This is a genomic window from Oceanisphaera psychrotolerans (genome assembly GCF_001870485.1).
Taxonomy (GTDB): domain Bacteria; phylum Pseudomonadota; class Gammaproteobacteria; order Enterobacterales; family Aeromonadaceae; genus Oceanimonas; species Oceanimonas psychrotolerans.
On sequence record NZ_MDKE01000011.1, the window covers coordinates 130,742 to 154,740 of the forward strand.

Sequence of the window (23,999 nt, forward strand, 5' to 3'; positions counted from 1 at the left end):
CCGTTGTCATGAGCCATTTCTGCGGGGATGGGCGAAACCACATCCCAGTGTTCCACTATCTTGCCATCCTCGACCCGGAAAAGGTCGAAAAAACGCGGTGGATGTCTCACCCAGCGTGCCTTCGGACGCCGTAAAGATCAGACTCCCTTCGGCCACAACCAGGTGAAGCTCATCATAGGCCATGGTAATGCCCTGTTCCGCCATGGCCGCCAGTGCCGCGCCAAGGCCGTCCAGGCCGTCGGCAATGCCGCTGTTATGCTGCAGATAGGTCTCGGTCGAAATAAAATCGGTGATCCTGTCGACCTCGCCCCGCATCAGAATGGTCTCGACAAAACCGGTAACCAGTGCCTTGTTTTCCGCCGTTTTGTCGAGGTCTTCGGCCTCGGTCGGGCCGTCCAGCTGAGTCCGCCCTGAGGGATTCGGCCTGGTCAGAGGGGCAAGATTGTCCCAATGCTCGGCCAGCCGGCCGTTATCGATGCGAAAAACATCGAAGGCGATCAGGGTTTCACCGCCAAGGGCCTGAGCGTTCTCATACAGATTGTGGGCGACGACAAAGTCACCTTCGGAAATCAACCGCCGGGTAGTCAGCTTCAGGCCACTGTCCTTCAGCGCAGGCAAAAAGCCGATGAGTGGCGCGGCACCGGTGGGCACAGCCGGATTGTGCTGAATGTAGTCCTCAGCCAGTAGCTCGCTCGCCGAGGTGGCATCGAAATCGACAAACAACGCCTGCATGCCCCGGGATGCAATCGCCTTCGGGCTCTCATCGGCAAAAACCGCCGGGGTAGCAAAAGAGGCTGTAAGGATGGCGCCAAGGACCAGTGAAGCCAGTTTCATCGGTGTATCTCCGTTCATTCCAGTTAAACAACCTTCGAGCAGACCGAAGGCGCATGATGAAGTCATGTTATTGGTTGACTGTTTTGGGATAAATAACGAAAATTTATCTATATTGTATCTATATGAGTTACCAATAATTCAACATGGATCGGATAACGGCAATCCGCAGCTTTATTGAAGTCGCTCGCACTGGCAGCTTCACCAAGGCGGCAGGCCACCTGAACCTCAGCCGGCTACAGGTATCACGTCATGTGCAGGAGGTGGAAAGCTGGCTGGAACAGCGGCTGCTGCACAGGACAACACGCAGGGTAAGCCTGACCGACGCCGGCGCAGACGCCCTGGCGCGTTGCGATCAGATACTGCTGCAGATCTCCGAACTGGAAGCGAGGGCACAGGAGCGCTCCTGTTCACTGGTTGGCGTGATCAGAATTTCGTCTCCCATCGGGTTTGCCCAGCATCTGTTGCTCGAAGCGGTCGAGCTATTTACCACTCAACACCCCCGGGTACGGATTGAAATTGAAGCATCGGATCGCCTGTCCGAGCTGGTTGACGAGCGTCTGGATATTGCCCTGCGTTTCGTGAAGCAACCAGACGAAACCCTGATCGGCCGTCCGCTGATACAAATCGACTCGGTGGTATGTGCAACACCGGAATATCTGGGCCAGCACCCACCCATTCGGACGCCACAGGATCTCTCCGAACATAATTGCCTGGTGCACCTGGACCACGACCGCTGGACCTTCGTACATGACAACCGTGCCGAAACCGTCAGGGTAGATGGCACCATCAGGGCCAACGACATGAATATTATCCGTCTGGCGACGCTGCATCACCAGGGCGTATCAAGACTGCCCTGTGATCTGGCCAACCCCCTGCTGAAACAGGGGGTGCTGGTGCCACTGTTGGCGGAGTACCACCTGCCGGGCAATGCGCTCTGGGCGGTCTATCTGTCCCGTAGCTACCAGACGCCAGTAGTCCGCTCTTTCATCGATTTTCTGGCCGAGAAATGGCAGCCGGAATACTGTGATACCACGGCACCGCATCAGGACATCACCAACAACGGCGGGACAATATGACCGCAAGTCGCGGTACAGGTCCGCCGGTGACGAACTCTCTTCCCCCGGGAGCAGGCTTCGTCAGACGAGACCGGCCTTTCAGAATAGTCTCGTCTGGAGACAATGATTATATGGTTACTTGTCTGGCCGATCTGGTATAACCCGAATCGACCCGAATGCAGTATTTTTTATACATATTCCAGCTCATGAAACTGGCCAGAAAGTTCCCCGACATGGCCCCGAAAAACAGTCCGTTCAGGCCATACAGCTCGGAGCCAGCCCAGAGCAGAGGGAGATAGCACCCCAGCAGGCGTAATGCCGAAATAGCCAGTGCCAGCCTGGGCATGCCCATGGCGCTGCAAACGGACACCATGATCATGCAGACTCCCAGTGCGCCGTAGCTGACAGGCACGATCCACAGATATTCACCGAGAATAGCCGCCGTCATCTCGTCACTGGTCAACAGCCCACTCAGTGGTGCTGAAATGGAGGCGACAATGACGGCCAGCGTCAGCTGCCAGACAACCACAAACCCGACCGCTTTCCTGACCAGTTGCCGGACCTGCTCGATATCATTGCTGCCGCGCAGCCTGCCAATCATCGGGGGCATCGCCATGGTCAGCGACAAGGCAGCAATGATGGAAAGCAGTTCGATACGGCTACCCAGGCCCCAGGCGGCCACGGCATGCTCTCCATTCACCGCCACGATGACGGTCGCGACCATGGCTGAAACGGGAGGAATAAACTGACTCAGCATGGACGGCGCCATGAATGACATCAGGCATCTTAATCCTGCGACCATACCGGCGGTATTGTCCGGCCAGCCGATCAGACGCTTTCTCGGCATACTGGCGAAGATGATGATACACCCCACCCCAAAGGCACAGATGGTTGCCCAGGCCGCACCGGCCAGGCCCATATCGAGGACAAAAATAAACACCGGATCCAGCACCACATTGAGCAGGCTGGTCAGTACCATCACCATACCCGGCAGCCATGTTTCGCCATGAGCCCGAAAAAGGCTGTAGCCGAAATACAGCATGGCGCCCAGCCAGCAACTAACCAGCCAGGGTAACCAGTATTCACGTACCAGAGGATAGAGTTCCTCACTTGCGCCCAGGGTGAAAATGATGGACTGCTGAGCAGCCCAGATCAGCAGACAAAGCAGGGCAACAAGCACAAAACCGCTGGCAAGCACCAGGGTACCGAGTTGTCTGGCATAGCGGTTTCTTCCGGCCCCCAGGGCGGTGGAAATCACCGTCGTGGTGGCGATGCCCAAGCCGACCTGTATACCGATGATGAGCTGATACACCGGAATGGTGAAGCCGACCGCCGCCAGGGGCTGAGTGCCCAGCTGGCCGATGTAGGCACTGTCCACCAGCTGGCTGCTCATTAGTGCCAGCACGCCAATCAGCATTGGCCATGTCTTTCGGAATAACTGTCTGCCGAGAGACTCGCTATGTTGACTCATTGATTACCTATCGTACGGGTTCAGGGAACGTGATATCTGGTTCAGATTGTGGGTGAGAAGTGGCTGAATTCTTAAAGACCGCCGGCCCCCTCACTGGCCTTGCCGATCACCGGTGCCATCGACTGCCATTCATTAAAAATGCACCTGTTCAGGTGCATTTTGTGTTTCTGCTGGCTCGTTGCCGGCACCCGGCCGGTATCAGCCCCGAGCCTCGCGCAGCTCTCTCATTCGCTTCTCGAGACGGTCGATGCCATCGCTGTCACTCTGCAGGGTCATGCGGGCAGGATTTTGGCTGGACTGCAGCTCGGCAGCTTGTACGCCGCCGACGGCGAACAGGGACAGCAGGGCAATGGCGGGAAGAAATTTAGTAGTCATGGTCATTCTCTCTCAATGTTGTTAACAGTCATTGTTGCTACCCCGTCATGATATTCGGGGCTTCATCATTTTTTAATCAACAATACCTGACTAATACTGTCAGTTATTTTGAATGTTATTTCCGGGTCAGGCGTCTTGCAGTACCTGGACCGACAACTGCACCTCGTCGGCGCCGAAGGCGGTGATGAATGCCTGGAAATGGTCCGACTCAACGTGCGCCTGGTGGCCCGCCTGGTCGCGCCAGCCTTCAATCACCACGAAGTCGCCGCCGGTGTTGGCCACACCGCCGGCAGCCTCGGGATCAATCTCGTAGAAGTCGTACTGCAGGCAGCCCGCTTCGGCCCGGGTTGGCGGCACCAGTTGTTGCATCGCGGCCCTGACGTTGTCTTTGGCCTCTGGCGAGGCCTTCAGGGTCACGATCATGCGAATGGGGGATCCCATCTGTCTTCTCCTCAATGGTTGACGGCGGTCTTGCCGATGATATGGCCGCGCTCACTGCGGCGATGTGAAGCTTTATTGGGCCCCCGGCCTGGATGCCGGGAGCGAGGTGTCAGCGTCGGGCCGAAATCAGGCCCAGGTCACCAGCTGATCCAGCCCGCGGCGGGTCTTGGGGAACGCGGGCGCATCGGCACGGTAACCAAAGGCGACCATCACTGCCGGCTGATAGATGGCCGGATCAATACCGAAATGCTGCTCCAGCACCGCGCTGGTCTTGTCCATCTCGAACCCTTCGATCGGGCAGGAATCGATGCCCATGAAGGCGGCGGCGGTCATCATGTTGGCCAGCGCAATGTAGGCCTGGCGTGCAGACCAGTCGGCGATCTGACGGTCGCCTTCGATGCCGAAGTCCTGTTCCTGAAACTTCTGGTAGGCGCTGTTGATAAACGCAATCACCTCATCCGGAAGCTGCTTCACCTCTTTCATGTGCTTCTGCAGGTAGTCCGAATGATGGGTCATGGTGGCGCCGGTATGGGCGAGGAAAATGGCAAAATGACTGGCGGTACCCAGCTGGCCGGCGGTGCCGTTGAAGACGCCGTTGGCTCCCCAGGTGAAATCGCGGAACAGCTCGCGTTTTTCCGGGCTTTGCACGATCAGCAGCTGCCAGGCTCCATGCCGAACGAGCTCGGCGACAGGCGGGCCGACTCGAGGATGGTATTGAACTCGCCGTCATCTATCTTGCGATCGGGGTCGAAAACCTTGGTGGCGTGACGGAAATTGAAGGCCTGAAGGATCTGCTCCTGGATATCGGCAGTGGCGACAGCGGTGTCTGTTTGGTTGGTCATGGTGTGGGCTCCTCGTTTGATGGGCCACACCATACCAAGCTCCGTTTCCCGGAACTATCGGGCAAATACTAAAAACATTATTCCGTTTTTCAGGATAATGGTGATATTCGCACCGCTTGTGCCCGGTACAGAGCCAGGGCTTATTGGCGTTGCAGGCGGAGGGTACCGCTCTCGTCGAGCAGACTGCCGTCACGTTCTACCTTGGGGGCCATACCCTATTCAGCGGCCACCGAATCGCTGTAGCTGCATTTCCTGCAACCGGCTCAGGGTGCGCCGAAAGGGAAAGGCCAGCGCGCCTTGGGAATATAGTTCGTTCAGCGGTACCGCCGCTTCAAGATAAAGCGGTATCCCTCTGTCATAACACTCATCGACCAAGGCAATAAAACGGCGAACACCGTCGTCCTGACGCGACAGCACCGGTAGCTGGCGCTCCCCGGCCACCACCTGCTTGACGCCGTCCTCGGTGCCTCGGGCAATGGGGGCTTGCTGCGACGTGCCCGCCAGCATGGGCACTTCACTCAACAGAACATGACGGACGCCATCACACAGCTCGATAAAGTCCGGCGCCGCCAGAGGCTGCTCGCACAGGTCCTGATAACGGCACCAGAGCACATTCTGACTGCGTCGCATCACCCTTATCCGGCGATGTCCCAGCCGCAGCGGCTCGGCATGATCTTCCCCCGTCGACAGCCCGGCAAACACCGCCGCCAGCGCCTGCGGCTGGTTCACCCAATAGCGTTGCCGACATTGCCCCGGATGCAGCCGGTGATCCTCACCACCATCCACCCTCACCACCTGCATATGGCGATTCATCGCCGCCACAGCGGGCAGAAAACGTTCGCGATTAAAGCCTTCCGCATAGAGTGCGCCGGGCGGCTGGTTGGAAGTGGTGACCAGCACCAGCCCCTGACCGAACAACTGCTGCAACAGGCGGCCCAGCAGCATGGCATCGCCGATATCGCTGACAAACAGCTCGTCCAGGCACAGCACCCTGATCTCGGCGGACAGTTCCCGGGCCAGCAGAGCCAGCGGATCTTCCTGTCCGGTGAGCTGAAACAGCCGCTTGTGTACCCAGCGCATGAAGTGATGAAAGTGCAACCGCCGCGCCGGCACCGTCAGACTCTGATAGAAGTGGTCCATCAGCCAGGTCTTGCCCCGCCCCACCGGCCCCCACAGATAAACGCCCTCGACAGACGGCTCACCGGCGTGCAGGCACCGATAACAACGCTCCAGCCATTCGCAGGCCTGGCGCTGGGCAGCATCATCTTTAAAACCGGATTCAATCGCCTGCTGGTAAGCGGCATAAGGAGACGGGGGTGACATGAACTCGTCTATCAACAAGGGCGCATAGGATCATTAGGCCATGTACCACAGCGAAGTAACACCGCAGAACAGGCAATCTGTGATGATGAAAATAAAAAAGCCTGTCCGGCCAGAGGCGGACAGGCTTTTAATGACAGATAAATTCAGTTACGCCAGCGCTTTCACCAGCTCCAGCACGTCCAGTTCGATGCCGTCCAGCTCCGCATCCCAGTTGGGGCCGATGCGCACGCCGTCTTCGGACATGTCTTCCACCCAGATTTCGAGAAACTCGGCCAGGGTGATTTCGAAGGGTTCGTACTCTGCCCATTCGTCCACGCACTGTACCTTGGCTTCCTGCTCGGTAGACCACACCGGCATGACTTCGGTATCTTCGAACTCGGAAGAGTCACAAACAACCCACTCATCGCCGAAGCGCAGCCCCCACATCACCCGGTTGGCTTTTACTTCATCGAGAAAACGCTGGTAACTTTGCTGGTGGCTATCGCTCATGTTGTTCACCTTTGGGCTGATAATGGGGAAGTTACCCCTGATGGGGCGATACTGAACCAAATCCCCCCTAGACTCAATCAAAAACAGCACTAAAACAGTGTCATTCCCGGGCTCAGGGTTCACACTTGAAACAGGAGGTGGCGTATGAAATTACCAGCCAAAAACCGGGTTGCCAGCCTGGATGTCGATGCGCAATATACCTTTACCCCGACCTGTTCGGACGAGCTGCCGGTGCCCGACGGCGAAGCCATTGCCGAGGAGCTCAACCGCCAGGCGGCCTTTGCCGCCTACCGTCTCGGCTCCAAGGATGCCCACTCGCCACAGGCCCTGTGGGTCAGCAACGAGCAGCAGCCACCGTTCACCCCGATCGCCGGCGCCAACATGGATCTCCGCTGGCCCCGCCATGCGGTGCCCGGCACCAAAGGCTTCGAACTGCTGCAGGGCCTGCCCCACCCGGCCGACTATGACTTTTTCGTGTGGAAAGGGGTGGAGCCAGACATGCACCCCTACGGGGCCTGCTATCACGATCTGACCCAACGCCAGAGCACCGGCATCATCGAATACCTGCGCAGCCAGCAAGTCGGCACCGTGCTGGTCGGCGGCCTGTCCACCGACTACAGCGTACACCACACCGTGCTGCAATTGCTGGATGCCGGCTTCGAGGTGGTGGTCAATCGCTCCGCCACCCGCGGCGTGGCCGATGAAAGCAGCCGCCATGCCATAGCCGAGATGATACAGCGCGGTGCCCACTTCGTGCACGACAGTGCCCAGCTGGAGCAGAATGATGACTGAACCCCTGAGCCGGTGCGGGTGTTCAAGCCTGACCTGAGCGCGGTGCCATCGCCTCGCGCTGTAAAGTTATGGTTACAACCACTGTAAAGTCGGTGCCGGCATCGTCCTTCTCAATCATCGGCCATCTCTCTACATTAGAGACTGAGACTGATTGAGAGGTGGGAACGCCAGATGAACGCGACCCGATATGTGGCCCGCAAACCGGACTCGGACGGCATTATCCGTTACAGCGATGAAGAAAATGCCATATGGCAGACCCTGATCGAGCGCCAGCTGGCGTGCGTGAAAGGCCGGGCCTGTGACGAATACATGGCGGGGCTGACCCGGCTGACACTGCCACAGGACCGTATTCCCCAGCTCGGTGACATCAACCGGGTACTGGAACCCGCCACCGGCTGGCAGGTCGGTCGGGTACCGGCACTGATTTCCTTCGACCGCTTCTTCGAATTGCTGGCCAACCGGCGCTTTCCGGTGGCCACCTTTATTCGCAGCCGGGAAGAGCTCGACTACCTGCAGGAGCCGGATATCTTTCACGAGCTGTTCGGCCACTGTGCCCTGCTCACCAACCCGGCCTTCGCCCGCTTTACCCATACCTACGGCCAGCTTGGCCGCGACGCCAGCCCCAAAGATCGGGGGTTTCTGGCCCGGTTATACTGGTTTACCGTGGAGTTTGGTTTGCTCAACACCCCGCACGGGCGCCGTATCTACGGCGGCGGCATCCTGTCGTCACCGGGAGAGACCCGTCATGTGTTCGAGTCGGGCCAGCCCGAGTTTCGTCCCTTCGATATTCTGGATGTGCTGCGTACTCCCTATCGCATCGATATCATGCAACCCATCTATTATGTACTCGACTCCATCGACGATCTCTTTGCCATCGCCGAAATGGACATCATGGCCGCGGTGCAGAAAGCCCGCCGCCTGGGGCTCTTTGCCCCGACTTTCCCCGCCAAACAACAGGCCGGTTAAATGAATAAACATGATCGAACTGCCCAGCAACACCGAGAACCCTGAATGCATGAACGTGATCGAACTAGCCCAATAACACTGCAAGACCTGAAGGAGTGAACATGACCGAACTTGCCCAACAACACTGCGAGGCCTGCCGGGCCGATGCCCCCAGGGTCAGCGACGCCGAGCTGGCCGAGCTGATGAAGGTACTGCCGGACTGGACGCCGATGGCCCGGGACGGGGTACTGCAGCTGGAACGGGAATACACCTTCAGGAACTTCAAGCTGGCCTGGGCCTTCGCCGACAAGGTGGCCGAGCTGGCGGAAAGCGAGTTTCATCACCCCACCATCACCCTGGAATGGGGCAAGGTCACCGTCACCTGGTGGACCCACGCCATCCATGGCCTGCACCGCAACGACTTCATCATGGCGGCACGCACCGACTTGTTGCTGCACGAGTGACGAGGAGGCGTGAGGCGAGTGAGCTCGCTTCACGCCTTGCATGAGCGTCGCCGGGGCTTAAACCCCCAGCTTATCGCGCAGGCTGTAGTAAACCGCTCCCATGGCGCTGAACGGTACCTGGAAGCGACGCCCCCCCAGGAAGGGCAGATGAGGCAGCTTGGCGAAGGCGTCAAACCGCTCGGCCTGGCCCTTGAGCACTTCCGACAGCAGCCGACCCGCCAGATGCGTACAGGTCACCCCATGACCGCTGTAACCCTGCATGTAATAGACGTTGGGCTCCAGCCGCCCGAACTGGGGCAGGCGCGACAGGGTCAGCAGGAAATTGCCGCTCCAGCGGTAATCGATTTTCACGCCCTTCAGCTGCGGGAAGGTTTTCAGCAGCTTGGGCACCACCAGCCGCTCGATGTCATCCGGATCCCGGGCTCCATAGACCACACCACCGCCGTAAATCAGCCGACGATCGCCGGTGAGGCGGAAGTAATCCAGCAGATAGTTGCAGTCTTCCACACAGTAATTGTTGGGGATCAGCCGCGACGCCTGCGCCTCGCTCAGGGGTTCGGTGGTGATCACCTGGGTGCCGCAGGGCATGGCCTTGGCCGCCAGCCGGGGCTCCAGATTACCGAGGTAGGCATTACCCGCCATCACCACGAAATTGGCTTCCACCCGGCCCTTGTCGGTCACCACCGTCGCCGGATCCCCATGCTGGATGTCGGTGACCGCCGACTGCTCGAAGATACGCCCGCCGAGCTTGCGAATGGCTCGGCTTCGCCCAGCGCCAGATTGAGCGGATGAATATGGCCGCCTCGGTGGTCGAGCAGCGCGCCGACATAGGCCTCGGTCTCGACCTCCTGGCGGATCTGACCGGCATCGAGCTCCTCCAGCTGCTGGTGACCGTAACGTTCCCAGTCGGCCTTCTGCGCGCGCAGCTCAGCCAGCTGTCGCTTGTTGAGGGCGGCAAAGATACCGCCGGGACGATAGTCGCAGTCAATCTGGTACTGCTCGATGCGGCTGCGAATGATGTCGCCCCCCTCGAACATCATGCTGCCCAGCATGCGGGCGGTGTCCTGACCGTAGCGGGACTCGATCACCCCGATGTCCCGGCTGTAGGAATTGACGATTTGGCCCCCGTTGCGGCCGCTGGCGCCGAAACCGATGCGGCTGGCCTCCAGCAGCACCACGTCGAAGCCGGCTTCCACCAGAAACAGGGCGGTGGACAGCCCGGTATAGCCACCACCGACCACGCAGACATCGCAGCGGATATTGTCGTTCAGTTGCGGCCAGGGCGCATGCTCGTTGGCCGAGGCGGCGTAATAGCTGTTCACATGTTGCATCGTCGTCTCCTTAATCCAGCGCCAGCCAGGTGGTTTTGAGTTCGGTGAATTTTTCCAGCGCATGCAATGACTTGTCCCGGCCGTTGCCACTCTGCTTGACGCCGCCGAAGGGCACCGTCATGTCGCCGTCGTTGTAGTTGTTGATGAACACCGAGCCGGCCTTGAGCCTGCGCGCCAGCCGGTGGGCCCGGCGCAGATCCGAGGTCCAGACCCCGGCACCCAGGCCATACTGGCTGTCGTTGGCCAGACGCACCGCTTCTTCCTCGTCGGTAAAGCTGGTCACCGCCAGCACCGGGCCGAAAATTTCTTCCTTCGCCACCGTCATGTGCGGGTTCACCTGCTCCAGAACCGTCGGTCCCATGAAGTTGCCGCTCTGGTCGCGACCGTCGAGGGTCAGCACCGCCCCCTCCTCCAGCCCTTCGGTGATGTAACGGCATACGCTGCCGTGATGATCGTTGTCGATCAGGGTGCCCATGGTGGACTCCGGATCGAGCGGATCCATCGGCTTGAACGCCTCGGCGGCCTTCTTCAGTTCCGCCATGAAGGCATCCTTGATGCTCTCTTCCACCAGCAGCCGGGTACCGGCGATGCACACCTGCCCCTGGTTGTAGAAGATGCCGGCGGCGGATGCCTGGGCAGCCTTGACCAGATCCGGGCAGTCCGCGAACACCAGGTTGGCACTCTTGCCGCCGGCTTCGAGCCAGATGCGTTTCATGTTGGAGCGACCGGCGTATTCCATCAGCAGCCGCCCCACCCCGGTGGATCCGGTAAAGGTCAGGCAGTCCACATCCTGATGCAGTGCCAGTGCCTTTCCCGCCTCGTGTCCCAGGCCGGGCAGCACATTCAGCACCCCGTCGGGCAGGCCGGCTTCCCTGGCCAGGGCGGCGAGCCGAATGGCGGTGAGCGGCGATTTTTCGGAAGGCTTGAGGATAACCGAGTTACCCGCCGCCAGCGCCGGGCCCAGCTTCCAGCAAGCCAGCAACAGCGGGAAGTTCCAGGGCACGATGGCCGCCACCACGCCAATGGGCTCGCGGCTGATCAGCGCCAGGGCGCTGGCGTCGGTCGGTGCGATTTCGCCGTAGACCTTGTCCACCGCCTCCGCATACCAGCGAATGGCGCGGGCGGCACCGGGAATATCATCGCGCAGGCTGTGGCGAATCGGCTTGCCGGTGTCCAGGGTTTCGAGCAGCGCCAGCTCTTCCCGGTGTTGCTCCATCAGCTCGGCCAGACGCAGCAGCACCGCCTTGCGCCGGCTCGGCGCCGCCTCGGACCAGATACCGGACTCGAAGCTGCTGCGGGCCACCGCCACGGCGGCGTCCACATCCGCCTCCTGAGCACGGCTGACCTCGGCCAGCGACTGCTCGGTCGCCGGATTGATGCGGCTGAAGGTCTCTCCGCCCAGGGCGTCCCGATATTCTCCGGCAATAAACAACCGATGCTCTATGACCAACGCTTGTGCCTGTGCCTGCCAGTGTTCCTTGCTTCTGTATTCCATGTTGCTCTCCGTGTTCTGTTTACAGGTTGGCCGGGGTATGAGCGCTGATGATGCGGCACTCCCGGTCAGAGATATTGGTAAAGGTATGGGGCAGCCCGGTATCAATCACGTAGCTCTGCCCGGCCCGCAACGAATAACATTCTCCATCCACCGTCAGCTCGATTTCTCCCTCCAGCACGGTGCCGACCTCTTCGCCCTGATGCTTGAGGTTACCGCCGGTACTGGTGCCGGGGGCGTAGCTTTCAATCAAAAAGCCCAGCGCCCGCTTGCGGTTGCCGTTGTGCACCAGCTTGAATGACACCCCCTGGCTGCCGATTTCAAGCAGCTCTTCCGGGTTGATCACCACCTTGTTGCGTTTGGGAGGCACCGGCTCGGCAAAAAATTCCGACAGGGACAGCCCATACACTTTCAGCAGTTTCTGCAGGGTGCTGACCGCCGGGCTGACCTTGTTCTGCTCTATGGTGCTGATGGCGCTGTGAGTCAGGCCCGACAACTCGGCGACCTTGCGCTGGCTCAGCCCCTGCGTCTGCCGCAGCTGGGCCAGCCGTTGCCCCGGGGCCAGATCCGCGTCGAATGCCGCGCTCATATTTCACCCTGGCTGGCGCGATAGTGACGACAGGCCTGGATAAAACCGTCGAACAGGGCGCGCGACAGATGATTGTCGCGACTCTGCCATTCCGGGTGCCATTGCACTCCCAGTGCGAAAGGATGGTCGAGCAGGCTGATGGCTTCCACCAGACCGTCGGGCGCCGTGGCTTCGATCCGGGCGCCGTCACCCACCGCTCGGGTGCCCTGCATATGCAGCGAATTCACGCGCTGTACTTCGGTTCCGACCAGCCGGCTCAGCAGGCCACCCGCCTGCGGCACCAGGTTGTGGGCGGGAGCATACTGCTCGGCCAGGGTCAGGTTCTTGTCTTCCCGGTGCTCCTCGAACAGACCGGTTTCATGCAGCCGGCGATGCAGGCTGCCGCCGCTGGCCACCACCATTTCCTGAAAACCGCGACAGATACCCAGCAGCGGCAACTGGCGTGCTCGGGCCACCGCAATCAATTGCAGGCTGAGCCGATCCCGGCCCGGATCGGTATGAGGCTCCTCGCCGGTTTCCCCGTAATGATGGGGTTCCATGTTGCTGTAGCTGCCGGTCAGCAGCAGGCCGTCGCACAGATCCAGAGCCTGGGTCAGGCATTGCTCGTCCTCGACCAGTCCATGGGCCAGCGGAAACGGCAGCGCTCCCGCCTCCAGCAGCGCCTTGAGGTATTTTTCCTGCAAGGTCATCGCCGGATGAGGTCCCAGCTGCTGTCGGCACATGATGACGCCGACTACCGGTTTGTTAAAAATATCAACCATCCCATTTACCTCGCCCTGTGTTCTAAATTTTGAACATTCATCGTAAACAGACCGTTAAACGTCAAATATATGCCAAAAAGCTAGCACACGTTAATTTAATGCTCAATAATATTTAACACTTGCAAAAGAAATTAAACGAACATATGTTTTTGATGGTAAGTATTATTAACGGTCACATGGCGGTGCAATCATGCAAGCAGAAATATTGAAACCTTTGTCCCCGGTCCCGGCTTCCACGCCGAGCACCTTTGAACAGGAAGTGGCCGACTATCTGGCCCAGTATCCGGATACCCAGTATGTAGACGTGCTGCTCACCGATTTGAACGGCATCTTCCGCGGCAAGCGGCTGCCGGTGAGCGCCCTCGACAAGCTGGAGGCGGGCTGCTTCTTCCCCGGCTCGGTTTTTGCGATGGATTTTCGCGGCAATGTGGTGGAAGAAACCGGTGTTGGCCAGGACATCGGCGAGCCGGATCTGCCCTGCTTCCCCATTGATGACACCCTGGTCCCCTCGGCCAGCGATCCCCAGACCGTGGCCCAGCTGCTGCTGACCATGGAGACGGAAGACGAACAACCCTTCCCGCTCGAACCCCGCAACGTGCTGGCCCGGGTATGGGAGCAGGTCAAGGCCCGCGGCCTGACGCCGGTGGTGGCACTGGAGGTGGAGTTTTATCTGGTGGACAGGGAGCGGGACGAAGCCGGCCAGCTGCAACCGCCCTGCTCCCCCCTGACCCACAAGCGGGATACCTACAGCCAGGTCTATTCGGTGGACAACCTCAACAATTTCGCCGACATCCTGGCCGACATCGACAGCCTGGCGATACAGCAGGGACTGCCCGCCGACGGCGCCGTGGCCGAAGCGGCACCGGGCCAGTTCGAGATCAACCTCAATCATACCGACAATGTGCTGGCCGCCTGCGATCAGGCCCTGGCGCTGAAGCGGCTGATCAAGCTGGTGGCCGAACAGCATGAAATGGACGCCACCTTCATGGCCAAACCCTATGAGGAACACGCCGGCAGCGGCCTGCACGTTCATATCAGCGTGGTCGATGATGAAGGCAACAATCTCTTTGCCGATGCCAAGGGCGATGATTCACCGCTGCTGCACCGGGCACTGTCCGGCATGCTGCAACTGATGCCGGACAGCATCGCCCTGCTGGCTCCCAACATGAACTCCTTCCGCCGTTTTCAGCCGGGCATGTATGTGCCGACCCAGGCTTCCTGGGGGCATAACAACAGAACCGTCGCACTGCGCATTCCCTGCGGGGACGAAGACGCCCGCCGCATCGAATACCGGGTAGCCGGCGCCGACGCCAATCCCTATCTGGTGATGGCAACTATTCTTGCCGGCCTGCTGCACGGTCTGGATAACGAACTGCCGCTGCCCGAGCCGGTGGTGGGCAATGGTCTGGAGCAGGACGGGCTGCCTTTCCCGACCCGCCAGAGCGAGGCGCTGCAGGCACTGGCCGAGAGCGAGCCGCTCAAGCGTTATCTGGGCGAGGACTTTCTCGAGGTCTACCGCATCTGCAAATACGATGAACTGCTGGCGTTCGAACGCCAGATCTCCGATATCGAGCTGGAATGGATGCTGAAGAATGCCTGAACCGGCATTGGCACCGATTTCCGGCGTCGTGATCCTGTCTATCTGGAGCTGAATCACGACGCCGGGATACCGAGAGGCGGCCCGGGCCGCCCGAGGCAAACCATAGGGACATGACCGGCGCCACAGCCGGACCCTCGACCAAGGAAACTATCCATGCAACAAGACAATACTCTGGTACTCGAACCCACTGGCAAATGGCCGCCGCTGTGGCGCGGCCTGGCGGTGACCCTGATAGCGGCGCTCGGCTTCGCCTGGCTGGGCTTTACCGTTGATACCAGCAACGGTTACGGCGCCCTCAGCCTGTTGCCGGCGGCGCTGGTGATCACCATGGCGGTACTCACCCGCAAGACGGTGGAATCGCTGCTGGCGGGCAGCCTGCTGGGCCTGCTGCTGATCGACCCCACCGATCTGGTGACCCCGCTGGCGGATGTGACCCTGGCGGTGATGATGGATGAAACCATCGCCTGGCTGATCCTGGTGTGCGGCATCATGGGCGGGCTCATCAACCTGCTGGCCCGGGGTGGCGGCGTATTCAGCTTCGGCAACTTCATGACCCGTATCATCAAATCGCCCAGGGGCGCCATGCTCGGCACCGTGGGCCTGGGGCTGGTGGTCTTTATCGACGACTACCTCAACTCCCTCGCCGTCTCCTCTTCGATGAAGAAGATCACCGACACCTATAAAATCTCGCGGGAAAAGCTGGCCTATATCGTCGACTCCACCGCCGCCCCCATCTGTATTCTGGTGCCGGTATCCACCTGGGCGGTGTTCTTCGCCTCGCTGCTGGAAGACGCCGGAGCCACCGAAGGCGGCAAGGGCATGTCACTCTATATCGACAGTATTCCCTACATGCTTTATGGCTGGGCCGCCCTGCTGGTGGTGGCTCTGGTGGCGGCCAACCGCCTGCCCGATCTCGGCGCCATGAAAAAAGCCGAAGCCCGTGCCCGGGCCGGTCAGCCGGTACCCGATGGCTGGGAAGACCCCCAGGAGCAGGTTTCCGACAAGGCCGTTCCCGCCTGGCTGGGACTGCTGAATTTCCTGCTGCCGATGCTGGTACTGGTGTTCGCCAGCGTCTATTACGAGATTGACCTGCTCAAGGGCGTGCTGGTGGCGCTGGGCTTTACCATGCTGCTGTATTCGGTACAGCAACTGCTGTCGTTCAAGGATCAGGTAGACGCCACCCTCGATGGCTTCAAGGTGATGCTGTATCCGCTGGCCACCGTCTGCGCCGGCTTCATTCTGAAGGAAGTGAACGATCAGCTGGGCATGACCGGCTACATCATCGATACCGTCACCCCCATCCTCACCCCGGCGCTGCTGCCTGCGGTGGTGTTTCTGGTGATGGCCGTCGTGGTGTTCAGCACCGCCTCCAGCTGGGGCGTGTTCGTGATTTCGCTGCCGATAGTGGTGCCCCTGGCCCAGTCCATGGATGTGCCCATGCCGCTGGTGGTGGGTGCCCTGCTGTCGGCCTCGGCCTTCGGCAGCCACGCCTGCTTCTTCAGTGACTCGACGGTGCTGTCCGCTCAGGGCGCCGGCTGCGACACCATGGATCACGCCATGACCCAGCTGCCCTATGCGCTGATTGGTGGGGTACTGACCCTGGCCGCCCTGCTGGCCGCCGGCTTCTGGCTGGTGTAATCCGGTACCACCCTGCCTCAGGTTCCCACGCGCGGCGTGGGAACCTGCTCCGGTTATCCCTTCCGGCCCGTGTCACCGGCATTATGCTGCCGGTAATAATCGATAAAGACGTCCGGTTTCAGCGGCGGTGAATACCAGTATCCCTGCACCATCATGCAGCCCATCTCCCGCAACAACTCAATATGTTCGAGCCGCTCCACCCCTTCGGCCACCGTCACGCAGCCCAGATTACGGGCCATGTTGATCACCGTTTCCGCCAGTCGTCGATCCTGGCTGTCGGTGTCCATCTCGTTTACGAAGGCCCGGTCTATTTTCAGCACCGACACCGGCAGCGACTTGAGATAGGACAACGATGAATAACCGGTACCGAAGTCATCGATGGCGATATCGACCCCCTGCTCCGCCAGCAGGCTGAGCTGGGACAGCGCCAGTTCGACATTCTGCATCAGCCCCGATTCGGTCACTTCCACTTCCAGTGCGCCACGCGGCAACCGGCTTCGCTGCAGGCGCGTCACCAGCTTATCGGCAAAGCCGGGCTGCATCAGCTGCAGCGCCGCCACATTGACGGCCACCTTGAAGCCCGGTGTCACCTGTTCCCGCTCCAGCCATTGCTCGAGCTGGCCGATGGCGGTATCGATGACCCAGTCTCCCATACGCAGGATTTCACCACTGGCTTCCGCAACGGGAATAAAGTCCACCGGCGAGACGAAGCCAAGCTCGGGGTTGCTCCAGCGCAGCAACGCCTCGGCCCCAACCACCCGACCGCTGCCGAGATCCACCTTGGCTGATAGACCAGAAACAGTTCGTTGTTATCGATGGCCAGGCGCAGCGCCTGACGGTAGCGATTCTGCAACAGCAGCCGCTGCTCCAGCTCCGGCTGATAACATTGCCAGTGATTGTTTTCTGCCGGCAGCGCCATGGAAGCCAGTCTGATCAGGTGTTCGGCCGACTGATGAGGAAAACCGGTATGGCTGACGCCGACCCGGGCTCCCAGATGCAGCAGCAGTTGCTCGACCTCGAAAGTCCGGCTCACCAGTGCCACCAGCTCGGTCGCTCGCGGATCGAGGGTGACCTGCGCCGGATCGACCAGATCCAGCAACAGCCATTCATTGCTGCCCCAGACACCAGACACTCGTAGCTCATCGCCCAGCTGTTGCTGCAAGCGCTCGCCCAGCGCCCGGCTCAGGGCTTCGGCCACACCATAGCCATGCAGCCGGGCAATATCGTCCATGCCTTCCAGAGCAATAAAGTACACCACGGCCCCGGCCTGCTGCTGAACACGGTGCTGCAGTCGCTCCATCAGGCCACGACGATTGGGTCGTTCGGTAATGGGATCGGTCAGTGACAGACGGTGCAATTCGGCGGTGCGCTGCTCGACCAGCTCTTCCAGCAACTCGGCCCGGCTGCTGCGTTGACGCAGCAGAAAATGCAGTTCCAGCGTATTGTGAATGCGTTGCAGCACCTCAAACTGATCGAAGGGTTTGGGCAGAAAATCCCGCGCCCCCAGGCCAAGTGCCTTCAGGCGGGTATCGGCATCGGTCTGGGCGCTCAGTACGATCACCGGCGGCGCCAGGGTTCCCCACCGGGTTTTCAGCCGCTCCAGCACCTGATGACCGTCCAGATAGGGCATGCGAATATCGAGCAGCAGCAGGTCGGGCATCCGAGCCTGCAGCAGGGTATCGAGCCGGCGCGGATCGGTCTCGCCGCGCAGGCAATGATAGCCATGGTCTTCCAGCATGCTGAGCAGCAGCTCAATATTCACCGGGTTGTCGTCCAGCACCAGAATGTCGGCATCGGTATAGGTCAGGGCAATATCCGGCATCAGTGGGGCGATTCCTGCAGCGAGTCCAGCAGCGCCAGCAAGCGGGGAATATCGATCGGCTTGGTCAGGTAATCCCTGAACCCCGCCCGCATGGCATTCTTGATGTCTTCCGGCATGGCATTGGCCGACAGCGCCACCACCGGAATGGCGCAGGTCTGCGGGTGACGAGCGAGCAGGCGAACCGCATCGAACCCGCTCATGCCGGGCAGGTTGATATCCATCAGGATCAGATCCGGGGGCGTCGAACAGGCCATTTCAAAGGCCAGCTCCGCCGAATGAACACAGTCGAGGTGGATCCATTTTCGCTCCTCGAATACCTCCAGCATCAGCCGCTGGTTGGCGGGGTTGTCTTCGACATACAGCACCGAGCAGGGCTGGCCTTCAACCGGCTCGGGCCCGGCTTGCTCCGTCAATTCCTCTGCCGCCTTTCCCTTCAGGGAAGGAGCGGCCAGCGGCAGGCTGAACCAGAATTCACAGCCGTCTCCCGGGTGATTTTCCAGTCCGATGCTGCCGCCCATCTGCTCGACGATACTCTTGGTCAGGGCCAGCCCCACTCCGGTCCCTTCAATGGTTCCGTTTTCGGCCCCCAGCCGGTTGAAGGGCTGAAACAGTTGTTCCAGATACTGGGGATCGATACCGAAGCCGGTGTCGCGCACCAGCACCCGCAATGCATCGGGCTCACGGCGACACCCGATTTCCACCCGGCCCCGAGGCCGATTGTATTTGATGGCATTGGAAATCAGATTGATCAGCACCTGTTTCAGCCGGGTGTAGTCGGCAGACACCGCCGGGGCATCGGCCACCGAGCTCGTGATTTCAAGATCGAGGCCCTGTTGCTGGGCGATGGGAGCCAGGGTGTCACAGGCGTCGTCGATCACCTCTTTCAGCAGGATGGACTCGAGCGACATGTTGATCCGCCCGGCCTCGATCCGGGCCAGATCCAGCACCTCGTTGATCAGGTTGAGCAGATGAGTCCCGCTCTTGTAAATCTGTTCCACCTGCCGCTGCTGCCGCTCATTAAGCGGCGTCCGTCGGTTGCTCTGCAGCAGTTGGGCAAAGCCCATGATGGCATTGAGCGGCGTGCGCAGCTCGTGGCTCATGGACGACAAAAATTCGCTCTTGGCCCGGCTGGCCCGTTCGGCCTCGTCCCGAGCCTGACGCAGCTGCTCGGTAAACTGCTCGCGCTCGTTCAACTGTCGATACAGGTTGATCAACAGGGCACAGGTCGAGGTAAACGGCTCCAGCCAGGCCACCAGTTCGTCGTCATAGTCTTCCCGGCCATTGGCGATGGCATACATGCCGATAACGGTGCCATCGTCGAGAATGGGGACGCCAAGATAATTGTGCAGTGGCGGATGCCCGGGCGGAAAGCCACCGCGCCGCTCATCCTCGCCCATCCGATTGCTGAGCACGATGTTGCCCTGGGCAAAACACTGTCCCAGCATGCTGTCCGGGTTGGTCAGCAGCATGTTGCCTTCCTGCAAGCGATGCATCAGCTGACGCGACTCCTCGTTCCAGGACAAATCGCTGATGGCATGAATTTTCAGTGCCGGCTGGCCGTTGGTCGGCAGCACTTCGCCGATCAGCGAATAGTCACTGCCGGTCAGTTCACGCAGGGCTTCCTGCAGAAAAGGCCACAACCGGTTGCCGGACATCAAGGCAGAGTAATCGGTCAGCCCCCTGTGCAGCACGCTCAGCAACTGCTGCTGTTTTTCCAGCAGACTGGTGGCCTGCCACAACTCGCTGACGTTATGCGCCACACTCACCACGCCCCGGATCTGCCCCTCCGCATCCTTCAACGGCGACTTGGTCACATCGAATCGTACCTTGGGAGAGAGGGATAACAGCAGGCTTTCGGACTGCCCCGTCGCCATGACCCGCCGGTCGCATTCCCGCGCCTGCCGCATCAGTTCTTCGCCAAAGAAATGTTCGGCCCTGAGCTCCCTGACGTCCGCACCATGCGCCTGAATCACATCATGACTGGCCTGGTTCGCAATCAGGTATTCCCCTTCGAGACTCCGGGCAAAAATCGGGTCCCGACTGGCATCGATGATGGAACGCAGCAGGGCCCGCTCTTCCCGTTCGCGCTGTTCGGCCTGATGCATCTCGGTCAGGTCCGTCAGTATGCCGATAAACTCCATGCGTCCGGGATGATGCGGATCCATCACCTGCCCCACCGCCAGATGTACCGGCACCTGACGACCGTCCTTGTGTAGAGCCGCCACCTTGCGTCCCTTGCCGATGACCTTGGCCTCGCCACTGTCGATGTAATTTCGCAGGTAGTGATCGTGATGCACCGACCACTGTTCCGGCATCAGGCAACTGACGTTCTTCCCCAGCAACTCGTCCCGCCGGTACCCGAGCAGCGTGAGTGCATAATCGTTGATCTCCCGGATCAGACCGCCGCCGTCGATGCGGACGATGCCGGCGGCCGCGCCCTTGGTGATGGCTTCGTAGCGCGCCAGCCGGTGACTGCTGATCCTGTCCTGCTCGCTCAACAGTCGCTGCTGCTGCGTCATGCGCAACAACTCTGTGGCCTGTGACGCCAGCAACTTAAGCTGCCGCAGCTCGGCGGCAGAAAAGCAACGCGGCTGAGTATCGGCCACGCAAAAACTGCCCAGTATCTCCCCCGGCTCCAGGCTCAGCGGACAACCCGCATAGGCGCGGATCCCCGGCTCGCCGGTCACCAGGGGATTATCCGCAAACCTCGGATCCTGCAGGGCATCGTTCACCACCAGCAACTCATCGCTGACCATCATATGACCACAAAACGAGATATCTCGTCCGATTTCACAACGGCCGATGCCGATGCTGGCCTTGAACCACTGACGATCCTTATCGACCAGCGAGATCAGCGCCATCGGCACCCGTAGCAACTGCGCGGCCAGCTCAACCAGCTGGTCGAACGCCGGCTCCCGCGAGGTGTCGAGTAAATGCAGCTCTTGGAGCCGGGCCAGTCTTGCGACTTCATTTTCGGGGAACTGGGGACTAATCATAAAATTCCGGCAGTGTGGAGTCTGGGGGTACAAACCATTAAGGGTACTTCGGCGGTCATCACGGGGACTTTAACGTTTTCTCGTGCTCATGTGGAGCATGTCACCCGGTTTTCTCGTTTTCATGGCGACCTGGCCGCTTCCCACAAAAAAGGCTCCCGAAGGAGCCTCGCTGTCACATGCCGAGCGCCAGCTTGATGGCCATGCCCGCCAGGGTCACGGCCAGCACACCGGCCAGATAAAGAGCGGCAAACCACAGCCAGCCCTTATTGTTGCTTGCCATCATCAGTAGCCCTCTTCGAAGTCCTCGACCTTGCCGGAAAAAATGCGGTAGCCCCACAGGGTGTAGGCGCAGATCAAGGGCAGGAAAATGAAGATGCCCGGCAGCAGGAACCTGAGGCTGGAGTCCGGGGCACTGGCCTGCCACAGGGTCAGCTGATGCGGGATCAGGTAGGGAAACAGCCCCACCACCAGGCCGGCAAAACCGAGCACGAACAGGCCGACCGCCAGCCAGAAGGGGCGGGTCTCGTGGGGCTTGCCATCCAGATCCCGATACAGCAGCCAGCCGAACAGGCCGCTCAGCAACGGCAGCGGCAACAGCAGCAGGAAGTTGATACCGTCAAACCAGCGCACCCGTACCTCGGTGTTGGCGTACAGGGTCCACAGGCTCACCACCACCATGACCGCCATGATGATCAGCACCAGCTGGCGGCCCAGATGAGCGGCCCGCGCCATGATCTGCCCCCGGCTTTTCATCACCAGATAGCAGCAGGCCAGCAGGGCATAGGCCACCATCAACGCAAAACCGGTGAACACGCTGAAGGGGGTCAACCAGTCCAGCGCACCCTGCTCCCCTGCCTCCACGCCCTGTACCACGGCGCCGAGGATGGCGCCCTGACAGAAGGTGGCCACGGTGGAACCGAGAAAGAAGGAGGTGTCCCACCAGGGCTTGGAGCGGTGCGACTTGAAGCGGTACTCGAAGGCGACACCACGAAAGATAAGCCCGATCAGCATGATGATGATCGGCGTATACATGGTCGAGAGAATGCCCGCGTAAGCGGCGGGAAAGGCCGCAAACAACACCACGCCACCAAACACCAGCCAGGTTTCGTTGCCGTCCCACACGTGGGAGATGGAGCGCATCATGTGATCCCGCTCGTCTTCGCTCCTGAACCAGGGATAGAGGATGCCGAGGCCGAGGTCGAAACCGTCCAGCACCACGTACATCAGCACCGCAAAGCCCAGTAACAAGTAATAAAACAGCGCCAGATCCATGTTAATCCTCCACCACGTCGTGTTGCAGTTTCTTCACCCAGGCCAGGGCGTAACCGGGCGCATTGACGCCAATCATGTGCTGTTCCAGATGCACCATATCGGGCGGCCCCTTGCGAACCAGCTTGGCCATGAAATAGAGGTAGACACAAAACAGCAGGCTGTAGGTCAGCACGAACAGGGTCAGGGAAAACAGCACCCGTTCCGCCGGCAATGGCGTCACCACTTCCATGGTGCGTACCAGCCCGTGCACCAGCCAGGGCTGGCGACCGACTTCCGCCACATACCAGCCGGCCAGGGTCGAAATCACTCCCGAGGGGATCAGCAGCGTCATCAGCAGCAGGAAGGGTCGGCTTTCGAAACCGCCGCCACGGCGACGCAGCCACAGCCCCCACAGGGCGGCGCCGATCATCAGCACGCCCAGGCCGACCATCACCCGAAAGGAATAGAACACCAGCGGTACATAGGGACGCTCGTCGGCGGGCACCGATTTCAGCCCCTGCAGCTCGCCATCCAGCTCGTGGGTGAGGATCAACGAGGCCAGCTTGGGGATCCGGATCTCGAAATGGTTGGTCTCGGCCTCCATGTCGGGTACCGCAAACAGCAGCAGCGGGGCGCCGGCTTCTTTTTCGGGCCAGATGCCTTCCATCGCCGCCACCTTGATCGGCTGATGCTCCTTGACGTTGAGGCCGTGAAAGTCACCCACCACCGCCTGCAGCGGCGCCAGCACCAGTGCCGCCCACAACGCCATCGACAGCCCCTTGCGGGCAAAGGCAACATCGCGGTTTTTACGCAGATACCAGGCACTGACACCCCCGATCACGAAGGTGGCACTGAGCATGGCCGCCAGCAGCATGTGCACCAGGCGATAGGGCATGGAGGGATTGAAGACCACCTCCATCCAGCTGGCTACTTCGAAACGGCCGTCCACGATTTCATAACCGGCCGGGGTCTGCATCCAGGAATTGGCGGCAATAATCCAGAACGCCGAAATCCAGGTTCCCAGCGCCACCACGCAGGTGGCGAAATAGTGCAGCTTTTCCCCTACCCGCTGCCAGCCGAACAGCATGACACCGAGAAAACCGGCCTCCAGGAAGAAGGCGGTCAATACCTCATAGGCCAGCAAGGGCCCCAGCACGGCGCCGGTGATCTCGGAAAAACGAGAGAAATTGGTACCAAACTCGTACGACAGCACGATGCCGCTGACCACCCCCATGCCGAAGGTGATGGCGAAGGGCTTGATCCAGAATTTGGCCAGTTGAAAGTAAACCGGATTACGGGTTTTCAGCCAGAGTCCTTCCCAGATGGCGATGGCCGTCGCCAGGCCGATGGTGATGGCCGGAAAAATGATATGAAAACTGACCGTAAAGGCGAACTGGATTCGCGACAGTATGGCGGCATCTAATTCCATCTTGTCTCCTTAACGACGTTGAAAACGGTTAACGGCCGCAGGCAGGGTGGCCAGGATCA

General features: G+C 60.2%; 19 protein-coding genes and 3 pseudogenes. 6 read left to right on the top strand and 16 right to left on the bottom strand.

Features of this window, described 5'->3' with window-relative positions:
• Positions 1-6 precede the first annotated feature (6 nt).
• Complete coding sequence (locus BFR47_RS04805; RefSeq protein ID WP_217645451.1) at positions 7-834, bottom strand: nuclear transport factor 2 family protein; 828 nt, start codon at positions 832-834, stop codon at positions 7-9.
• A 143-nt stretch (positions 835-977) separates the two neighbouring features.
• On the opposite strand from BFR47_RS04805, the gene BFR47_RS04810 reads away from it, so the two are divergent.
• Positions 978-1,910, top strand: coding sequence for a LysR family transcriptional regulator (locus BFR47_RS04810; RefSeq protein ID WP_071472008.1), 933 nt, complete (start codon positions 978-980; stop codon positions 1,908-1,910).
• Between the two features lie 106 nt (positions 1,911-2,016).
• Here BFR47_RS04810 and BFR47_RS04815 read toward each other — a convergent pair whose 3' ends face one another.
• From BFR47_RS04815 to BFR47_RS04840, 6 genes and pseudogenes are all read right to left on the bottom strand, one after another.
• Positions 2,017-3,306, bottom strand: coding sequence for an MATE family efflux transporter (locus tag BFR47_RS04815; protein ID WP_245748799.1), 1,290 nt, complete (start codon positions 3,304-3,306; stop codon positions 2,017-2,019).
• A gap of 252 nt (positions 3,307-3,558) precedes the next feature.
• The gene (locus tag BFR47_RS17945) at positions 3,559-3,735 is read right to left on the bottom strand and encodes a hypothetical protein (RefSeq protein ID WP_175514061.1); all 177 of its coding nucleotides are present in this window, start codon (positions 3,733-3,735) and stop codon (positions 3,559-3,561) included.
• Positions 3,736-3,861: 126 nt separating this feature from the next.
• On the bottom strand, positions 3,862-4,176 hold the full coding sequence (locus BFR47_RS04825) for a putative quinol monooxygenase (RefSeq protein ID WP_071472011.1): 315 nt from the start codon (positions 4,174-4,176) through the stop codon (positions 3,862-3,864).
• 126 nt (positions 4,177-4,302) lie between these two features.
• Positions 4,303-5,051: pseudogene (locus BFR47_RS04830) on the bottom strand (NAD(P)H-dependent oxidoreductase).
• Positions 5,052-5,237: 186 nt separating this feature from the next.
• Positions 5,238-6,341 carry a cell division protein ZapE gene (gene zapE / locus BFR47_RS04835; protein WP_071472012.1) on the bottom strand — a complete coding sequence of 368 codons (1,104 nt, stop codon included), beginning with the start codon at positions 6,339-6,341 and terminating at the stop codon, positions 5,238-5,240.
• Positions 6,342-6,488: 147 nt separating this feature from the next.
• Positions 6,489-6,830 (bottom strand): DUF2750 domain-containing protein, encoded by a 342-nt coding sequence (locus BFR47_RS04840; RefSeq protein ID WP_071472013.1) that lies wholly within the window; start codon positions 6,828-6,830, stop codon positions 6,489-6,491.
• A gap of 144 nt (positions 6,831-6,974) precedes the next feature.
• Between BFR47_RS04840 and BFR47_RS04845 the strand changes: the two genes are divergently transcribed.
• From BFR47_RS04845 to BFR47_RS04855, 3 genes are all read left to right on the top strand, one after another.
• Entirely contained in the window at positions 6,975-7,622 is a 648-nt protein-coding gene (locus tag BFR47_RS04845; protein ID WP_071472014.1) for an isochorismatase family protein, read from the top strand.
• 171 nt (positions 7,623-7,793) lie between these two features.
• Complete coding sequence (gene phhA / locus BFR47_RS04850) at positions 7,794-8,588, top strand: phenylalanine 4-monooxygenase (protein WP_071472015.1); 795 nt, start codon at positions 7,794-7,796, stop codon at positions 8,586-8,588.
• Positions 8,589-8,689: 101 nt separating this feature from the next.
• Complete coding sequence (locus BFR47_RS04855; RefSeq protein WP_071472016.1) at positions 8,690-9,031, top strand: 4a-hydroxytetrahydrobiopterin dehydratase; 342 nt, start codon at positions 8,690-8,692, stop codon at positions 9,029-9,031.
• A 57-nt stretch (positions 9,032-9,088) separates the two neighbouring features.
• On the opposite strand, the pseudogene BFR47_RS19285 reads toward BFR47_RS04855, so the two are convergent.
• The 4 genes and pseudogenes from BFR47_RS19285 to puuD form a co-directional block, all read right to left on the bottom strand.
• Positions 9,089-10,362 (bottom strand): annotated as a pseudogene (locus BFR47_RS19285) (NAD(P)/FAD-dependent oxidoreductase).
• A 10-nt stretch (positions 10,363-10,372) separates the two neighbouring features.
• The gene (gene puuC / locus BFR47_RS04865; protein ID WP_071472017.1) at positions 10,373-11,857 is read right to left on the bottom strand and encodes an aldehyde dehydrogenase PuuC; all 1,485 of its coding nucleotides are present in this window, start codon (positions 11,855-11,857) and stop codon (positions 10,373-10,375) included.
• Positions 11,858-11,876: 19 nt separating this feature from the next.
• A complete protein-coding gene (gene puuR, locus BFR47_RS04870) occupies positions 11,877-12,443 on the bottom strand; it encodes an HTH-type transcriptional regulator PuuR (RefSeq protein WP_071472018.1) in 567 nt (188 codons plus the stop codon).
• On the bottom strand, positions 12,440-13,204 hold the full coding sequence (gene puuD / locus BFR47_RS04875; RefSeq protein WP_071472019.1) for a gamma-glutamyl-gamma-aminobutyrate hydrolase: 765 nt from the start codon (positions 13,202-13,204) through the stop codon (positions 12,440-12,442). The genes puuR and puuD overlap by 4 nt, the downstream gene beginning before the upstream one ends.
• 205 nt (positions 13,205-13,409) lie before the next feature.
• Here puuD and BFR47_RS04880 point away from each other — a divergent pair, with 205 nt between their 5' ends.
• Entirely contained in the window at positions 13,410-14,804 is a 1,395-nt protein-coding gene (locus BFR47_RS04880) for a glutamine synthetase family protein (RefSeq protein ID WP_245748800.1), read from the top strand.
• Between the two features lie 153 nt (positions 14,805-14,957).
• Positions 14,958-16,442, top strand: a complete 1,485-nt coding sequence (locus BFR47_RS04885) for a Na+/H+ antiporter NhaC family protein (RefSeq protein WP_071472021.1) — start codon at positions 14,958-14,960, stop codon at positions 16,440-16,442.
• Between the two features lie 53 nt (positions 16,443-16,495).
• On the opposite strand, the gene BFR47_RS18520 is transcribed toward BFR47_RS04885, so the two are convergent.
• The 5 genes and pseudogenes from BFR47_RS18520 to BFR47_RS04905 form a co-directional block, all read right to left on the bottom strand.
• Positions 16,496-17,221 (bottom strand): putative bifunctional diguanylate cyclase/phosphodiesterase, encoded by a 726-nt coding sequence (locus tag BFR47_RS18520; RefSeq protein WP_342713621.1) that lies wholly within the window; start codon positions 17,219-17,221, stop codon positions 16,496-16,498.
• Positions 17,222-17,406: 185 nt separating this feature from the next.
• Positions 17,407-18,264, bottom strand: a pseudogene (locus tag BFR47_RS18525) (response regulator); the annotation flags it as partial.
• Positions 18,264-21,260, bottom strand: a complete 2,997-nt coding sequence (locus BFR47_RS04895) for a GAF domain-containing protein (RefSeq protein ID WP_139215100.1) — start codon at positions 21,258-21,260, stop codon at positions 18,264-18,266. The pseudogene BFR47_RS18525 and the gene BFR47_RS04895, both read right to left, overlap by 1 nt.
• A gap of 282 nt (positions 21,261-21,542) precedes the next feature.
• Complete coding sequence (gene cydB / locus BFR47_RS04900) at positions 21,543-22,532, bottom strand: cytochrome d ubiquinol oxidase subunit II (RefSeq protein ID WP_071472022.1); 990 nt, start codon at positions 22,530-22,532, stop codon at positions 21,543-21,545.
• A 1-nt stretch (position 22,533) separates the two neighbouring features.
• Entirely contained in the window at positions 22,534-23,940 is a 1,407-nt protein-coding gene (locus BFR47_RS04905) for a cytochrome ubiquinol oxidase subunit I (protein ID WP_071472023.1), read from the bottom strand.
• Positions 23,941-23,999: the final 59 nt, after the last annotated feature.

Excerpts from the sequence above, each read along its gene's own strand:
- BFR47_RS04805 (WP_217645451.1), bottom strand. The coding sequence starts at position 834 with ATGAAACTGGCTTCACTGGTCCTTGGCGCCATCCTTACAGCCTCTTTT.
- BFR47_RS04810 (WP_071472008.1), top strand. The coding sequence starts at position 978 with ATGGATCGGATAACGGCAATCCGCAGCTTTATTGAAGTCGCTCGCACT.
- BFR47_RS04815 (WP_245748799.1), bottom strand. The coding sequence starts at position 3,306 with ATGCTGATTGGCGTGCTGGCACTAATGAGCAGCCAGCTGGTGGACAGT.
- BFR47_RS17945 (WP_175514061.1), bottom strand. The coding sequence starts at position 3,735 with ATGACTACTAAATTTCTTCCCGCCATTGCCCTGCTGTCCCTGTTCGCC.
- BFR47_RS04825 (WP_071472011.1), bottom strand. The coding sequence starts at position 4,176 with ATGGGATCCCCCATTCGCATGATCGTGACCCTGAAGGCCTCGCCAGAG.
- zapE (WP_071472012.1), bottom strand. The coding sequence starts at position 6,341 with ATGTCACCCCCGTCTCCTTATGCCGCTTACCAGCAGGCGATTGAATCC.
- BFR47_RS04840 (WP_071472013.1), bottom strand. The coding sequence starts at position 6,830 with ATGAGCGATAGCCACCAGCAAAGTTACCAGCGTTTTCTCGATGAAGTA.
- BFR47_RS04845 (WP_071472014.1), top strand. The coding sequence starts at position 6,975 with ATGAAATTACCAGCCAAAAACCGGGTTGCCAGCCTGGATGTCGATGCG.
- phhA (WP_071472015.1), top strand. The coding sequence starts at position 7,794 with ATGAACGCGACCCGATATGTGGCCCGCAAACCGGACTCGGACGGCATT.
- BFR47_RS04855 (WP_071472016.1), top strand. The coding sequence starts at position 8,690 with ATGACCGAACTTGCCCAACAACACTGCGAGGCCTGCCGGGCCGATGCC.
- puuC (WP_071472017.1), bottom strand. The coding sequence starts at position 11,857 with ATGGAATACAGAAGCAAGGAACACTGGCAGGCACAGGCACAAGCGTTG.
- puuR (WP_071472018.1), bottom strand. The coding sequence starts at position 12,443 with ATGAGCGCGGCATTCGACGCGGATCTGGCCCCGGGGCAACGGCTGGCC.
- puuD (WP_071472019.1), bottom strand. The coding sequence starts at position 13,204 with ATGGTTGATATTTTTAACAAACCGGTAGTCGGCGTCATCATGTGCCGA.
- BFR47_RS04885 (WP_071472021.1), top strand. The coding sequence starts at position 14,958 with ATGCAACAAGACAATACTCTGGTACTCGAACCCACTGGCAAATGGCCG.
- BFR47_RS04895 (WP_139215100.1), bottom strand. The coding sequence starts at position 21,260 with ATGATTAGTCCCCAGTTCCCCGAAAATGAAGTCGCAAGACTGGCCCGG.
- cydB (WP_071472022.1), bottom strand. The coding sequence starts at position 22,532 with ATGGATCTGGCGCTGTTTTATTACTTGTTACTGGGCTTTGCGGTGCTG.
- BFR47_RS04905 (WP_071472023.1), bottom strand. The coding sequence starts at position 23,940 with ATGGAATTAGATGCCGCCATACTGTCGCGAATCCAGTTCGCCTTTACG.